This window comes from Fluviicoccus keumensis (assembly GCF_004217445.1).
Classification (GTDB): Bacteria; Pseudomonadota; Gammaproteobacteria; order Pseudomonadales; family Moraxellaceae; genus Fluviicoccus; species Fluviicoccus keumensis.
The window spans coordinates 159,341-174,866 of sequence record NZ_SHKX01000012.1 but is presented as its reverse complement, the minus strand read 5'-3'; the positions used below and the strand labels follow the sequence as shown (position 1 = coordinate 174,866).

Below are 15,526 nucleotides of genomic sequence, written 5' to 3'. Positions count from 1 at the left end.
TTTTCATGGGCGCGATTCGAGCCGGTTCAGATATTGATGCTGGGCGGAATCAGGCTGGGCAGCAGGAAGGTATAGGCCGGGCGCGTCTGGTTGCGGCCGTTGATCGTTTCCTCCACCCGTTGCAACGACTGACGGAAGCGTTCCAGCGGACCGCCGTCGCCGGTAATCCGGGAGTCCTGCAGCCAGGGTTCATAGGGGAAATGGCTGGCGCGATATTCACCAAGATGGCGGAAATGCACCGAGCCCAGCAGGTGCAGCACATTCAGCTGTTCCAGCGACGCATCCACGGACGGCAGCAGCGCCAGCCAGTCATTCCGGTCATGCCCTCCCGCCGCCGGAGCCGGAGTCCAACCCGCGCCGGAAATGGCCGGGGCATAGGTCATGTCCGGCGCTTGCGGGAAATTGACGGCGGCGTGTTGGGCGCTGGCGGTGAAGATGATCATCGTGACCACATCCACCAGCTGCGCCACCGTCGTCACCGGCTTGAAGCCCCGGATCTTGCCCTCGCTGATCAGGCTGGCGGTCCAGGCGGCCAGCTCGGTGTCGCCGTTGATATCGGCGTCGCTGGTGTAATAGACCCGCAGGTAGTCGTTGACCCAGCCATGGATAGCCTCCCACACCAGCCAGCCGTCATCGCGATAGGGATAATCGGGCAGCGCCGCCGCATCGTTGACACGCCGCCGCGTCAGGTCGCGGGGGAACATATGCTCGTAAAAATCGAAGCTGAGGCGATCCGTGCCCGCTGCCTGCTGGGTGCGGGCAATCGGCGCGCCGAAGATGTGGTCAATGGGTCCGCCCGCCGCGATCAGGCTTTTGGCGGCCGCCTGATTGATGAACAGGGTGCCTTCAAAATGCGGCTGCAGCAGGATGTTCAGCGGATGCCGTTCCGCCAGGCAACGATGGGTGGCAACGGCGAAGGCCTCGATCACCAGATGGGTGCGCGCCAGATGCACATACAATTCGTGGTAGTTACCCTCAGCCACCTGCACCACCGACTTCGCCATTTGCCAGCCCCAGTATTGTCCGGGGTTGGCGGCGTCGGCGGGCTGGAACAGCGGGAATTGCGCCGGGTCCTGCCCGCAGCGGATAGCCACCGGTTTCAGTTGCCGTGTCGCCTGGTCAACGGCGAACAGCGCTATCGGCGCGTAGACATACTTGGTCAGGCCGTCGGTCTGGCCCGGCACTTCCGCCAGATAGACCAGATCCTGGTAATCCAGCAGGTAGAGGCGATGCTCCTTGCCCGCCGCCGCCAGGCTGTCGCCATCACCCATCACTTGCCGGTATTGGGCGTCGCTCAGCGGGAACTTGGCGGGCAGGCTGTCAATGCCGGTCAGCAACATGGGATTGGGTCCGGCCACGCGCAGGCGGGCGAACTCCGCGTCTTCACGGAAGGCGGCCGCGATCGGCGGCAGCGGCAAGGTCTTGAACAAGGCGTTGTACGCCGCCAGCCCGTCCTCACCCCCGGACAGTTCAGGCAGGGCGTACTGCGCGGACAGCTTCTGGAAATCCGCCACCAGCGTCTCGAACGAGAGCGTGTGCAGCCGCGCCAGCTCCTGCAGCGCCAATTTCACCTCGGCCAGCATGCCCGCCAACGGGGTTGCCTGCAACTTGGCTTCATGGTCGTGACGCACTGTCTGCAGGCGCTTGCGCACCGAGCCCAGCTCCTGATTCAGCTTGGCCGTATCGGTAACCGCATCGTCAGCACCGGACAGTTTGACCGCCAACAGATTTTCCGCAATCTGCAAACCCACTTCACCCACCTGCAACAGCCAGGGCAACGACGGTTCGTCGGCAAAGGGCACCCGGGCAGCCATGGGCACGCCCTGAACATTCGGCATCTGATCCGTCCATTCATAGACGGTCATCGTCTTCGCCAGTTGGGCGGCGCGGCTCTCCTGTTGGGCCTGGGTATCGTTTTGGGGCAGGCTGGGATGCCGGCGGGGGAAAAAATCGAGCATGATGTATTCCTTTAATCGTGCGAAATGAAACCGGGGCGATGCCCCGCATCCGGGAGAAGGAAAGCACGGCGGAGAAGCGGGCAGACAGCCGCGAACGCGGCGGAAGACGCTGATCCCTGCGGTGGATGGCCGGGCCATCCCTCAAATCCCACGCTCAGGCTAGACGGATTTTGATGGAAATCAAGTTGATTGACGCATATCCGTGCGGCGTGCCCGGTTTTCACCATCTGATCCGCTTTTTTTTCCACCAAACTGAGCCTGTTTTCTTTACCGGCTTGACCGGCATCATGGCGCAATTTCCTTGCCGATGGTCCGTCCCTCATGTCCGAGCGCATTCCCGCCCGCAATATCCCCATCGAAACGTCCGACGCCATCCATACCCGCAGCTTCACCGGCTTTTACCGCAGCCTGCGGCTTTACGGCGCGGGCATCCTGATGCTGCTGTTCTTCGGCACAAGCTGGCTGACCTGGAACGGCCGTCAGGCGGTGTTGTGGGATCTGGCCGACCGCAAATTCTACGTGTTCGGCGCCACCATCTGGCCGCAGGACCTGTTTCTGCTGACCGCGCTGCTGATGATCGGCGCGTTCGGCATGTTTACGCTGAGCGTCTTTGCCGGTCGGGTCTGGTGCGGCTACGCCTGCCCGCAAAGCGTCTGGACCTGGATGTTCATGTGGGTGGAGAAAGTCACCGAGGGCGAGCGCAACCAGCGCATCCGGCTGGACGCGCAACCCTGGTCGGCGGAAAAGCTGGCCCGGCGCGGCGCGAAGCACGGGCTGTGGCTGGCGATCAGCCTGGCGACCGGCCTCACCTTCATCGGCTATTTCACGCCGATCCGCGCGATGGTGAATGAACTGCTGCACCTGTCGCTGGATCTGGAAACGGTGGGCTGGGTCGGCTTTTTCAGCCTCTGTACCTACATCAATGCCGGGTGGCTGCGCGAGAAGGTCTGCCGCGACATGTGCCCCTATTCCAACCTGCAAAGCGTGATGTTCGACGCCGACACGCTGATCATTACCTATGACAAGGCGCGCGGTGAAAACCGGGGCCCGCGCCGCAAGGACGAGGACGCCAAGGCGCTGGGGCTGGGCGACTGCATTGACTGCACGATGTGCGTGCAGGTCTGTCCCACCGGCATCGATATCCGCGACGGCCTGCAACTGGAATGCATCAGCTGCGGCGCGTGCATCGACGCCTGCGACAGCGTCATGGACAAGATGGGCTACGAACGCGGGCTGGTGCGCTATTCCTCCGAGCGGGAAATGGCGGGCGGCAAGACCCGCTGGTTCCGGCCGAAGATGGTGGCGCAAACCGTGCTGCTGGCGCTGCTGGCGGTCGGCTTTGTCATCGCCTTCCTGCATCGGCCGCTGGTGGCGCTGGATGTGTACAAGGATCGCGGCCTGTACCGGGAAAACAGCGATGGCCAGATCGAGAACATCTACAGCCTGAAGGTGATCAACAAGACGCAAAGCCCGCACCGCTACGCCGTGTCGCTTGATGACGCCGATGATTTCGCACTGCAAGGGGCCAGCGAGCTGCATCTGGCCCCGGGCGAGCTGGCATTGTTGCCGGTAAGCGTGGCGCTGACCGACAACGACGGCAAGCACGGCTCACGGCCGGTGGTCTTCCGCGTCCGCGATCTGGACAACCCGGACACCACGGTCACTACAAAAAGCCGCTTCGTCAGCCCGTGAGGGCCTCAGACCCGCTAGAATCCCCGGATACCATCCTGACACGGGTATCCGGGTTCCCCATGAAACGCTACGAGCAGTTTGCCGAACAGATGGCCGGTCTGATCCGCGGCGGCGTGCTGCCGCCGGGCCAGAAACTGCCCTCGGTGCGGCAGGCCGCCCGCACCCATGGCGTCAGCCTGTCCACGGTATTTGAAGCCTATTACCTGCTGGAAAGCCGTGGCCTGATCACGGCCCGCGCCCGTTCGGGCTATTACGTGCGTGCAACCGCGCAACACCCGCTGCCCGAACCCGGCCCGGCCGCGCCGCCCGCGCCGACCAGCGATGTCGATGTCAGCGAACTGGTGTTCTCGGTGTTCGGCTCGCTGAAGGACCCGGATATTGTCCCCTTCGGCTCCGCCTTCCCCAGCCCGGAACTGTTTCCGCTGGCGCGGCTGGCGCGGTCGATGTCGCACGCGCTGCACCGTCTGGCTCCGGACACCATCATTGCCGAAATGACCGAGGGCAATGCCGAGCTGCGCCGCCAGATTGCCCTGCGCAGCGCCGGTTTCGGCATCCGCCGCCCGCTGGACGAACTGGTGATCACCAGCGGCGCGATGGAAGCGCTGAACCTGTGCCTGCAATGCCTGACCCAACCCGGCGACCTGGTGGCGATTGAAGCGCCCGCCTTCTACGCCAGCCTGCAGGTGCTGGAGCGGCTGAAGCTGAAGGCGGTGGAAATTCCAGTGCACCCTCGGGAAGGCATTGACCTGGATTATCTGGAGGATTGCCTGCAACGGCTGCCGATCAAGGCTTGCTGGTTCATGAGCAGCCTGCAGAACCCATTGGGGGCCAGCCTGTCCGATGAACGCAAGCAGGCGCTGTATGCGCTGCTGGTGCGCCACCGGTTGCCGATGATCGAGGACGATGTCTACGCCGAACTCCATTTCGGCGACCGGCCGCCGCGCCCGGTGAAAAGCCTGGATACCGAAGGGCTGGTGATGCACTGCGGCTCGTTTTCCAAGTGTCTGGCGCCGGGCTACCGCATCGGCTGGGTATCCGGCGGACGATACAGCGAAGCCATCCAGCGTCTGAAACTGATGACGACGATTTCCCCGTCCATTCCCGCTCAGGCCGCCATAGCCGACTATCTGCAACATGGCGGTTATGACCGTCACCTGCGCAAGCTGCGCCATGAACTGGAAAGCCGCCAGTCATCCATGCTGGCCTCGGCGGCGCGGCACTTTCCCGAAGGCACACGCGTTACCCGCCCGGCCGGCGGCTACCTGCTGTGGTTCGAGTTTCCGGAACGGGTGGATTCGCTGCAGCTCTGCCGACAGGCGATGGCGCTGGGAATCAGTCTGGCGCCCGGGCCGATCTTCTCAGCCACCCGCCGCTTTGGTCATTGCGCAAGGCTGAACAGCGGCCATCGCTGGGATGAACGCAAGGAACTGGCGATGGCGACGCTCGGTGAATTGCTGCATCAGCCCTGAGGGCCGCCATAGCCGCCGGCCAGGTCATTCCACTCAATGCGCCGCTTGCGCCAGTGTTCCTGGATTGCCTGCGTGAAATCATGACGCACCAGCTTCGCCCGGTTCAGCAGCCAGTCCTCGTCCTGATGGCGGATCACAATCCCCTCCAGCACGCCGTCGCGATACTGGCTACCGGAATGCATGACCAGTTCCTTCAACTGCTCCAGCGTATATTGCCCCTCGCCGATACAACGAATGGCGGGCAGTTCCAACTGCGCCAGCAAGGCATTGCGCCGCCGGGTCGACCAGAACGCCTCGCGCTGACGGTCATAGACATCAAAGCCGACAAACCAGCCCGGCAGGCCGGTATAGTCCAGCGAGTGCCGCGCCGCACACCATTCCCCAAACAGGATCAGGTTCTCGCCCAACGCATCAAACAATACGTCCTCATAGCGGCGAAGCCACATTTCCAGTTTCTCGAACTGGCCCGGAAACGGCCGTTCCAGATAATGGCCGCGATTCTGCGCCCGCACCTCGCCGTTTTCCCCCACGGAAATGCCCAGGTTGGCGCCGTCCAGCTTTTCTTCCAGCGTCACCGGCCCGGCCAGCAGTGCCTCGATCTCGGCAGGAGTCAGCACCTTGTCGTCTCGGGGGGAATCCGCGCCCAGCCAGGCAATGTGCGGGGTGTGGGGAAATCGGAAGAAGTCGTTCATGGGTGTTTCTTTTCCAGCCATTTGTCATGGGACCATCCGGGCAGCAGTTGCAGCACCTCGATCCCGTTCTTGTGCAGTTCATCCAGCCAGTCGTACCAGTCCGTATCGGCGGCATTGACGATCTGGCACGGTCCGTGTTTCAGCGCCTCCAGCGCGGCGGCCACCAGCTTGCGGTCAGAGTGGTCGTGCACCACCGTCGCCAGCGGTTCCTCCAGGTAGGCATAACCTTCATCATCGTAGAGCAGGTCCACCAATAGTACCTGCCCGCGATTCCACTTCTGGCGCACCACCTGACGCCCGAAATCATTGTAATCAAGCTTGTGCTCGTACTCTTCCTCCAGCCGCCCCTGATTGTCCATCACCAGCACATCGTCGGAATTGGCGAAACGACTGAGCCAGGCATAGGCGTGTTCACACAGCTCAGGACTGGAGGGCGAAACATGCAGGCGGGGGTTATTGACCGCGCTGGCGTCCAGGAGCACATTGGTGTCGACAACATAAAACCGGGTCATGCCGGGGTCACTTCCTGATCTGTCCTATCGCTTCGGCAAAAGCGCCGTCCTATCATGCGCATCATAAACAATCTTTCCGGGAAAAGTTCATGAAAACAAGGCTCTGGCTTGGCCTGTTGCTGTTGTTGTCAATTCGGACAGCCCACGCCGCACCGGTCACGACTGTTCACCGCGTCGACCTGAACCGCTATCTGGGCCAATGGCATGAAATCGCGCATCTGCCGATGTTCTTCCAACGGCACTGCCTCGGCGACACCACTGCGGTTTACGGTCTGCGTAACGATGGCAGGATCAGCGTGCGCAACCGCTGCCGCACGGCCAAAGGCTGGCAGGAAGCCAACGGACGCGCCAAGGTGGTTCCGGATAGCGGTAATGCCCGGCTGAAAGTGTCCTTCTTCTGGCCGTTCAGCGGTGACTACTGGATTGTCGGGCTGGATGAGCAATACCGCTGGGCCGTGGTGGGTGATCCGAAGCGGAAGTATCTGTGGATTTTGTCGCGGACGCCGGTGCTGGATGCCATTGAGCTGGAAAAGGCCAAGGCGCTGGCGGTTGCACAGGGCTATGATCTTTCAGCGCTCATCCGGACTGTCAATCAGCCCGAGCCATAGCGTTGAACCCTCTGGCGCCGGTTATCACGTACATTTATGGGGTGCAAGAGGTCGCAATCCCATAACAAAAAGGGCCACAGCTTTCACTGTGACCCTTGTTGAATGTTTGGTCGGGACGGCGGGATTTGAACTCGCGACCCCTTGCACCCCATGCAAGTGCGCTACCAGGCTGCGCTACGCCCCGAACAGGCGGCTATCTTAGCGAATCAGCGGCAATTGTCCAGTCTTTTCAGCGCCATAATGCTCAATCATTGGGCAGGTCGATAGGCTTCGACGAATTCGCGGGGCATGCGCTTCGGTTTGCCGCTCGCCATATCCACCGTAATGAAGTGGGTCTTGCCAGTCAGCACCGTCTTGCCGTCCCGCACGCGAATCACCTGATACTCACGCGTCGTGCTCAGCTTGCCGTCGTTGGCGCTGATCCACGTTCCAACCTTCAGGTCATCACCCGTATGCGTCGGCAGCAGGTATTCCAGCTCGTGCTTGCGCACCACGCAACCCACGCCCAAACGGTAGTAGGCGGCAATATCCAGCCCCAGCGCATTCGAATGCGACCAAGCCGCCTGTTCCAGCCATTGCAGGTAGGCCACATTGTTGGTGTGCCGGTACTCATCCTGATGTTCAGGCCGTACCTGAATATCAATCATATGCGGCGACGATACTTTCCAGACCAGTTCAGCGCTCATATCCCCTGCCTCAACCATGTGTAACCCCAAGACTATCGGCTTCACGCGCACCGGGCGTTGGCTCCGGCGACAGTCATGAGCGCCAGAAAGCAAAAACCCGCCAACTGGCGGGTTTCAGCAACCGGAAGATCTCAGGCCTTCAGCAACAAGGCCACGGCTTCCAGTTCACGGATCATGTCCTTGATCACCACGTTCAGCATGTTCTGGCTGATCTGCGCCTGATAGGCCAGCAAGGCCTCGGCGGGCGACTGCATCGCCTCCTGCGTCGAGGGCACATCCACCGGCTCGGCGACCGGCTCCAGACGGGCAATCCCCTCATGCAACTGCACGCGGGCGCCGCTGATGGTGTAGCCCTGCTCGTACAGCAGGCTGCGGATATTGCGAATGATCAGCACATCCTCATGCTGATAGTAGCGGCGGTTGCCCCGGCGCTTCACCGGCTTCAGTTGCGGGAATTCCTGTTCCCAGTAGCGCAGCACATGCGGCTTCACCAGACACAAGTCACTCACTTCACCAATGGTGAAATAGCGCTTGCCGGGAATGACGGGCAGTTCGGCGTTATGACTGGGTTCTAGCATAAGCTTCCACTCGCTGTCTCAGTTTTTGTCCGGCCTTGAAAGTCACCACGCGGCGGGCGGTAATCGGGATTTCCTCACCGGTCTTCGGATTACGGCCCGGACGCTGGCGTTTTTCACGCAGGTCGAAGTTGCCGAACCCGGACAACTTCACCGGCTGACCATGCTCCAGAGCCAGGCGGATTTCTTCAAAGAAGATATCCACCAGCTCCTTGGCTTCCCGCTTGTTCAGGCCCAGCTCCTCAAAAAGGTGCTCGGCCATTTCGGCTTTGGTCAGTGCGCTCATGCCTACCTCTGGTCATCAACTAACGCAGGACGGCATTGAAGGTCTGTTCCAGCGCGGTCAGGACAGCCTGCACGCCCGATTTGACTTCATCATCCTGCAAGGTACGGTCGTTGTGCTGCCACTGGGTGCCGATGGCCAGACTGCGTTTGCCGTCCGGAATACCCGCGCCCTGGTAGACATCAAACAACCACACATCTTGTAACAATTCTCCGGCTGCCGCGCGCACGGTTTTCAGGACTTCCGCGCTCTCAATCGCCGCATCCAGCACAATCGCCAGATCACGCCGCACGCCGGGGAAACGCGAAAGTTCCCGGAAGGCAGGCACATGCGCCTGCAGCAACGGTTCCAGCGCCAGCTCGAATACAAACACCACCCCTTGCAAATCCAAGCTTTGCTGGACTTGCGGGTGCAGTTTGCCCACCCGACCGATCACTTTTCCGGCGTTGTCGACGATCACCGCCGACTGTCCCGGATGTAAAGCCGGATGAGAACCTGCTTTGAATTCAACTCTATCAGAAGTGGCCGTAAGTGCAAGAATTCCTTCGACATTTGCCTTGATGTCAAAGAAGTCGGTTTTGGCCTTTCCATTGGCCCAACCTTCCGGCAACAGGCTGTCGGTAATCACCCCGGCCAACATGGCTTCCTGATGCAGCGAGCCGTCCGCTTGGGGAATGAAACGGCTGCCGACTTCGAACAGGCGCACGCGGGGTTGCTGGCGGTTCTGGTTCCAGGCCACGGCGTTCAGCAGGCCCGCCCACAAGGTGGTGCGCATCACCGACAGCTCGCTGGACAGCGGATTCGCCAACGGCAGCACGGCCTGACCCGGATCGAGAATTTCCTGGATCTTCGGATCGACAAAGCTGAAGGTAATCGCTTCCTGATAGCCCTGCCCGACCAGGAAATCCTGCAGTTCGGCGATGGTGCGGGCCTCGGCGCGCGGCGCCAGCATGACGCTGTTGCGCGGGGCGCGGGTTGGCAGGTTGTCATAGCCATGCACGCGGGCCAGTTCCTCAATCAGGTCGGCCTCGATGCTCATGTCAAAACGCCAGCTGGGCGGCGTCACCAGCCAGCCTTCACCGTCGGATTGCAGCACCATGCCCAGCCGGCGCAGGATGTCCTCGATGTCAGCCGCCGCCATGCCGAAGCCCAGCACCTTTTCCACCCGCGCCGGACGCAAGCGGATCGGGGCGCGCACCGGCAGGCTGTCGGCCTGCACAGCTTCGACCACAACGCCCGGTACGCCGCCTGCCGCCGCCACAATCAGGGCGGTCGCGCGTTCGATCGCCTGACGTTGCAGTGCGAAATCGACACCGCGCTCGAAACGGTGCGAGGAGTCGGTATGCAGGCCATAGCTGCGCGCCTTGCCGGCGACCGCCAGCGGCTGGAAGAAGGCGCTTTCCAGCAGGATGTCATTGGTGGCATCGGTCACGGCGGAGTCATTACCACCCATGATGCCCGCCATTGCCAGCGCCTTGGCGTGGTCAGCGATCACCAGCGTATCGTCGCGCAGCTCCACCGCCTGGCCGTTCAGCAACGCCAGCGACTCACCGGCGCGGGCCTTGCGCACCACAATACCGCCGTCAACCTTCGCCAGATCGAAGGCATGCATCGGCTGGCCGAGTTCCAGCAGCACGTAGTTGGTCACGTCCACCACCAGGCTGAGCGGGCGGACGCCGCCGCGTTCCAGACGGCGCGCCATCCATTCCGGCGTCACCGCCGCCGGATTGATGCCGCGGATGATGCGACCGAGATAACGCGGGCAATCCGTGCTTTCCAGCTTAACCGAGGGGGCTTCCTGCGATTGCGCAGCCACGGCGGCGATTTCCGGAGCGGACACACTCAGGCGGTTGAAGGTGGCCACTTCCCGCGCCAGACCGGCAATGCTCAGGCAGTCGCCGCGATTGGGGGTAATCCCCAGCTCGATCAGGTTGTCGTCCAGACTCAGGTAGTCGCGCAGGTTCAGACCGACAGGCGCGTCGACGGGCAGTTCCAGCAGGCCCTCGGTCGGCGGCTCCAGACCCAGCTCCTGGGCGGCGCACAGCATGCCGAAGGACTCGACGCCTCGCAGCTTGGCCTTGCCGATTTCAAAGCCGCCGGGCAGTTTCGCGCCGAAGGTGGCGACACAGACTTTCAACCCGGCGCGCACATTGGCGGCCCCACAGACGATTTGCAGCGGTTCGCCGCTGCCGACGGAGACGCGGGTGACACGCAGGCGGTCGGCCTGGGGATGCGGTTCGGCGGAGAGCACTTCGCCCACCACGACATTGTTGAACGCGGGAGCCACCGGCTTCAGGGCATCCACTTCCAGCCCGGCCATGGTCATCTGGTGGCCCAGCTGCTGGGCGTTCAGGGAGGGATTCACCCAATCCCGCAACCATTGTTCACTGATTTGCATGATATTTCCTGAACATCAATACGGTTTTACCCGAGCGGCAAGCGGCCGTCCCGGGACAAGAAACAAGTCTTAGTTGAACTGCCCGAGGAAGCGCAGGTCGTTCTCGAAGAACAGGCGCAGGTCGTTTACCCCGTAGCGCAGCATGGCGAAACGCTCGACGCCCATGCCGAAGGCAAAGCCGGAGTATTTTTCGCTGTCGATGCCGCAGTTTTCCAGCACCTGCGGATGCACCATGCCGCAGCCCAGCACTTCCAGCCAACCGGTGTGCTTGCAGACGCGGCAGCCCTTGCCGTCACACATCACGCATTCCATGTCCACTTCCGCCGAAGGCTCGGTGAACGGGAAATAGGACGGACGGAAACGCACGGCCAGATCCTTCTCGAAGAACACCTGCAGGAAGTTCTGGATGACATGCTTCAGCTCGGCAAAGCTGACATGCTCATCAATCAGCAGGCCTTCCACCTGGTGGAACATCGGCGAGTGGGTCAGGTCGGAGTCACAGCGGTAGACGCGGCCGGGACAGACGATGCGGATCGGCGGCTTCTGCTGTTCCATGACGCGGATCTGCACCGGCGAGGTATGGGTGCGCAGCAGACGGCGGGCGTCAAAATAGAAGGTGTCATGCATCGCCCGCGCCGGGTGGTGCGAGGGAATGTTCAGCGCCTCGAAGTTATGGAAGTCATCCTCCACTTCCGGCCCGGAAGCCACTTCAAAGCCGTTGAGGGTGAAGAACTCGGTGATGCGGTTCATGACGCGGGTCACCGGATGCAGGCCGGCGGGCGGCTGACCCCGGCCCGGCAGCGTCACGTCGATGCGCTCGGCGGCCAGTTGGGCGTTCAGCGCGGCTTCCGCCAGCGCGGCCTTGCGGGTATCCAGCGCCGTGTTGATGGCGTTGCGGACCTCGTTCAGGCGCGCGCCCTGCTCCTTGCGCGCCTCCGGATCCAGTTGGCCCATGCCCTTGGACAGCTCGGTCATCAGGCTCTTCTTGCCCAGATACTGGACGCGCGCCTGCTCCAGCATGGCCGCATCGGTGGCGGCCTCGATCGTGGCCAGCGCTTCACTGACCAACGCCTGCAAGTCACTCATGTTGCTTTCCCGAATACACCGGAATTCTCCGGATATTTCATTTAATTCAATATCCTGCATGACAAACTTAATGTTGGATCATACGGGAGATTAACTTCTGACTATCGTCATTCCCCTGCAATCGCACACATGAAGTCGCTTGCAGGGGAATAACGACACGCCGAACCAATAAAAAAGGGGGAACGGCCAAAGCCCTTCCCCCCTTTAGACCCGCAGTGCTATCAGGCGGCGAGAGCGGCTTTGGCTTTTTCAGCCAGAGCAGCAAAAGCACCTGCATCATGCACGGCGATATCGGCCAGAACGCGACGGTCGATTTCAACCGAAGCCTTCTTCAGACCGTTGATCAGACGGCTGTACGACAGGCCGTTCATGCGGGAAGCCGCGTTGATACGGGCAATCCACAGGGCGCGGAACTGACGCTTCTTCTGGCGACGGTCACGGTAAGCATACTGGCCGGCCTTGATGACCGCCTGGAATGCCACGCGATAGACACGCGACCGGGCACCGTAGTAGCCCTTGGCGCGATCCAGAATCTTTTTGTGACGACGATGGGCAATTACACCACGTTTTACACGAGCCATTTATCTATCTCCCAATCAGCAGTTCGGCAGCATGCGCTGGACGGACGGAACATCACATGCAGCGACTTGGGTGCAGCCACGCAGTTGACGGATACGCTTGGGAGACTTCTTGGTCAGGATGTGACGCTTGAATGCCTGCTTGCGCTTGAAGCCATTAGCCGTTTTCTTGAAACGCTTGGCGGCTCCGCGCAAGGTCTTGATCTTCTGTGCCATGTTAACCTCGATATAAAAGGAACCCTTGCGGCCCGGTAGCACACCTGAACCTGGGGGTAAGACGCAAAAACCGATCCGTCAGTTCTTACTTCTTTTTCTTGGGCCCGATGAGCATAGACATCATCTTGCCTTCCATCTTCGGGTGCTGTTCCACAACCCCGATTTCGCTCAGGTCGGTCTCGATACGTTGCAATTGCTTCATACCGAGTTCCTGGTGAGCGACTTCACGTCCGCGGAAGCGGAGAGTGATCTTGGCTTTGTCGCCTTCTTCGAGGAAGCGGATCAGGGCTTTCAACTTCACCTGATAGTCGGCTTCCTCGGTGCCGGGACGCAGCTTGATTTCCTTGATCTGTACCTGGTGCTGCTTCTTTTTGGCTTCTTTCTGCTTCTGCTTCAGCTCAAAAACATGCTTGCCGTAATCCATGATACGGCAGACCGGAGGTTCCGCGTTGGGAACGATCTCCACCAGGTCCAGAGTGACCGCTTCGGCGGCTGCCAGGGCGTCACGAATGGACATGATCCCTTTCTGCTCGCCGTTCTGGTCTACCAGACGGACTTCACGTGCACGAATATCCCCGTTAATCGCAGTGCGCTGCTTGGCGTCTTTGGACTGCGGTTTTTCTGGCTTGTTAATACTTAATTCTCCACTGATGAACGACCGCGACGGGCAATATCCCCGCGCAAGAGATCGGCAAAGGCCTCAAGGCTCATGCTGCCCAGATCCTTGCCTTCGCGGGTGCGAACGGCCACGGTGTTCTGTTCTACCTCGCGATCCCCGACCACCAACAGGTAGGGAATGCGCTCCAAGGTGCGTTCGCGAATCTTAAAGCCTATTTTCTCGTTTCTCAAGTCACCTTCGACACGGAAGCCCATATCTCGCAACTTGTCGACGAATTGAGCGGTCGCCGGGGCCTGATGGTCGGTGATATTCATCACTACCGCCTGGACCGGGGCCAGCCAGGGCGGCAGCAAACCGGCGTAGTGCTCGATCAGGATGCCGATAAAGCGTTCGAAGGAACCGAGGATGGCGCGGTGCAGCATCACCGGCGCATGGCGGCTGTTGTCTTCGGCGACATAGCTGGCGTCCAGGCGCACCGGCATGTTGAAGTCGCACTGGATGGTGCCGCACTGCCAGACGCGGCCCAAACAATCTTTCAGCGAGAACTCGATCTTCGGACCGTAGAACGCGCCTTCGCCCGGTTGCAGTTCCCACTTCAGGCCGGCGGCATCCAGGGCATCGGCCAGCGCCTTTTCCGCCATGTCCCACAGGGCGTCGTCGCCGACGCGCTTGGCCGGACGGGTCGACAACTTCATCTGCACGTCGTCGAAGCCGAAATCCTTGTAGACCTTCAGGGTCAGGGCGATGAAGTCCGCGACTTCCGAACCGATCTGTTCACGGGTGCAGAAGATGTGGGCGTCGTCCTGGGTGAAGCCGCGCACGCGCATGATGCCGTGCAGCGAACCGGACGGCTCGTTACGGTGGCAGGAGCCGAACTCGGCCAGGCGCAGCGGCAGGTCGCGGTAGGACTTCAGGCCCTGGTTGAACACCTGCACGTGGCACGGGCAGTTCATCGGCTTGACCGCGTAATGACGGTTTTCCGAGTGGGTGGTGAACATGTTGTCGGCGTAGTTGGCGGCGTGGCCGGAACGTTCCCACAAGGAGATGTCGACCACCTGCGGCGTCTTGATTTCCTTGTAGCCGTTGGCCTGCTGGATCTTGCGCATGTACTGTTCCAGCACCTGATACATGGTCCAGCCGTTGGGGTGCCAGAACACCATGCCGGGGGCTTCATCCTGCACGTGGAACAGGTTCAGCTGCTTGCCGATCTTGCGGTGATCGCGCTTGGCGGCTTCTTCCAGACGGGTCAGGTAGGCCTGCAGGTCTTTCTTGTTGGCCCAGCAGGTGCCGTAGATGCGCTGCAGCATGGCGTTGTTGCTGTCGCCGCGCCAGTAGGCACCGGCCACCTTGGTCAGCTTGAAAGCCTTGATCTTGCCGGTGGACGGCACGTGCGGGCCGCGGCACAGGTCGATGAAATCGCCCTGGCTGTAGAAGGACAGGTCTTCCTCGCCGGGAATACTGGCGATGATTTCGACCTTGTACTTCTCGCCTTTTTCCTCAAACAGGCGGATGGCGTCCGGCCGCGACATCACGGTGCGGGTGACGGTGAAGTCCTTGGCGGCCAGTTCTTCCATGCGCACTTCAATCCTGGCGAGGTCGTCCATGGTGAACGGACGCTCGAACGCAAAGTCATAGAAGAAACCGTCTTCGATGACCGGGCCGATGGTGACTTGCGCAGTCGGGAAAATGTCCTGCACAGCCATGGCCAGCAGGTGGGCGCAGGAGTGACGGATCACTTCCAGGCCGTCGGCATCCTTTTCTGTAATGATGCTGAGGGCGGCGTCTTCGCTGATCAGATAGGAGGTGTCCACCAGCTGTTCGCCGATCTTGCCGGCGAGTGCGGCCTTGGCCAGGCCAGCTCCGATGCTGAGGGCCACGTCGGCGACGCTGACGGGATGGTCGAATTCTTTCTGGGCGCCGTTAGGCAGGGTAATGACGGGCATGATTTTATCCTTCAGGCTGTCTTTTAGCAGTGGTGGCCGCTACCAATGGCCACATAACCTCGAGAGTCCGCCGACGTTACCGTCCGGGTGTCCCTGCCGCGCATACGGGAGCGCGAGCCCGGGCCGGGCGATGCTATCTGACGATCGAACGCGGGATTTTACAGGAAATCGTTGGCGGAACAAGGAAATCCGCTGCCAGCGGCCGGTGGCG

Annotated in this window: 15 protein-coding genes and 1 tRNA gene; 3 read left to right on the top strand and 13 right to left on the bottom strand. The window is 61.2% G+C overall.

The window, feature by feature from the left end; all coding sequences use genetic code 11:
• Positions 1-26: 26 nt before the first annotated feature.
• Positions 27-1,958: a lipoxygenase family protein gene (locus EV700_RS08930; protein WP_130412905.1), complete on the bottom strand. Its 1,932-nt coding sequence runs from the start codon at positions 1,956-1,958 to the stop codon at positions 27-29.
• Positions 1,959-2,279: 321 nt separating this feature from the next.
• Between EV700_RS08930 and ccoG the strand changes: the two genes are divergently transcribed.
• A complete protein-coding gene (gene ccoG / locus EV700_RS08925) occupies positions 2,280-3,650 on the top strand; it encodes a cytochrome c oxidase accessory protein CcoG (RefSeq protein WP_130412901.1) in 1,371 nt (456 codons plus the stop codon).
• Positions 3,651-3,709: 59 nt separating this feature from the next.
• On the top strand, positions 3,710-5,119 hold the full coding sequence (gene mapR, locus EV700_RS08920) for a GntR family transcriptional regulator MpaR (RefSeq protein ID WP_130412899.1): 1,410 nt from the start codon (positions 3,710-3,712) through the stop codon (positions 5,117-5,119).
• Here mapR and EV700_RS08915 read toward each other — a convergent pair.
• Together EV700_RS08915 and EV700_RS08910 are read right to left on the bottom strand one after the other, a co-directional pair.
• Complete coding sequence (locus EV700_RS08915; protein WP_130412897.1) at positions 5,110-5,811, bottom strand: RNA ligase family protein; 702 nt, start codon at positions 5,809-5,811, stop codon at positions 5,110-5,112. The genes mapR and EV700_RS08915 overlap by 10 nt on opposite strands.
• Positions 5,808-6,323 (bottom strand): hypothetical protein, encoded by a 516-nt coding sequence (locus tag EV700_RS08910; protein WP_130412895.1) that lies wholly within the window; start codon positions 6,321-6,323, stop codon positions 5,808-5,810. The genes EV700_RS08915 and EV700_RS08910 overlap by 4 nt, the downstream gene beginning before the upstream one ends.
• Positions 6,324-6,412: 89 nt before the next feature.
• On the opposite strand from EV700_RS08910, the gene EV700_RS08905 reads away from it, so the two are divergent.
• A complete protein-coding gene (locus EV700_RS08905; RefSeq protein WP_130412893.1) occupies positions 6,413-6,931 on the top strand; it encodes a lipocalin family protein in 519 nt (172 codons plus the stop codon).
• Between the two features lie 107 nt (positions 6,932-7,038).
• Here EV700_RS08905 and EV700_RS08900 read toward each other — a convergent pair.
• From EV700_RS08900 to thrS, 10 genes are all read right to left on the bottom strand, one after another.
• Positions 7,039-7,115 (bottom strand) — tRNA-Pro (locus EV700_RS08900).
• Between the two features lie 64 nt (positions 7,116-7,179).
• A complete protein-coding gene (locus EV700_RS08895) occupies positions 7,180-7,617 on the bottom strand; it encodes an acyl-CoA thioesterase (protein ID WP_242610231.1) in 438 nt (145 codons plus the stop codon).
• A 131-nt stretch (positions 7,618-7,748) separates the two neighbouring features.
• A complete protein-coding gene (locus EV700_RS17325; RefSeq protein ID WP_130412889.1) occupies positions 7,749-8,195 on the bottom strand; it encodes a MerR family transcriptional regulator in 447 nt (148 codons plus the stop codon).
• Entirely contained in the window at positions 8,176-8,478 is a 303-nt protein-coding gene (locus tag EV700_RS08885) for an integration host factor subunit alpha (protein ID WP_130412887.1), read from the bottom strand. Before EV700_RS08885 ends, EV700_RS17325 begins: the two co-directional genes overlap by 20 nt.
• Before the next feature lie 19 nt (positions 8,479-8,497).
• The gene (gene pheT, locus EV700_RS08880; RefSeq protein ID WP_130412885.1) at positions 8,498-10,873 is read right to left on the bottom strand and encodes a phenylalanine--tRNA ligase subunit beta; all 2,376 of its coding nucleotides are present in this window, start codon (positions 10,871-10,873) and stop codon (positions 8,498-8,500) included.
• Positions 10,874-10,942: 69 nt separating this feature from the next.
• Entirely contained in the window at positions 10,943-11,959 is a 1,017-nt protein-coding gene (gene pheS / locus EV700_RS08875; RefSeq protein ID WP_130412883.1) for a phenylalanine--tRNA ligase subunit alpha, read from the bottom strand.
• Between the two features lie 221 nt (positions 11,960-12,180).
• Positions 12,181-12,540 (bottom strand): 50S ribosomal protein L20, encoded by a 360-nt coding sequence (rplT, locus tag EV700_RS08870; protein ID WP_130412881.1) that lies wholly within the window; start codon positions 12,538-12,540, stop codon positions 12,181-12,183.
• A 15-nt stretch (positions 12,541-12,555) separates the two neighbouring features.
• Entirely contained in the window at positions 12,556-12,753 is a 198-nt protein-coding gene (rpmI, locus tag EV700_RS08865; RefSeq protein ID WP_130412879.1) for a 50S ribosomal protein L35, read from the bottom strand.
• Positions 12,754-12,838: 85 nt separating this feature from the next.
• Positions 12,839-13,387, bottom strand: a complete 549-nt coding sequence (infC, locus tag EV700_RS08860; RefSeq protein ID WP_130412877.1) for a translation initiation factor IF-3 — start codon at positions 13,385-13,387, stop codon at positions 12,839-12,841.
• 2 nt (positions 13,388-13,389) lie between these two features.
• Positions 13,390-15,315 carry a threonine--tRNA ligase gene (gene thrS, locus EV700_RS08855; RefSeq protein WP_130412875.1) on the bottom strand — a complete coding sequence of 642 codons (1,926 nt, stop codon included), beginning with the start codon at positions 15,313-15,315 and terminating at the stop codon, positions 13,390-13,392.
• Between the last annotated feature and the right edge of the window lie 211 nt (positions 15,316-15,526).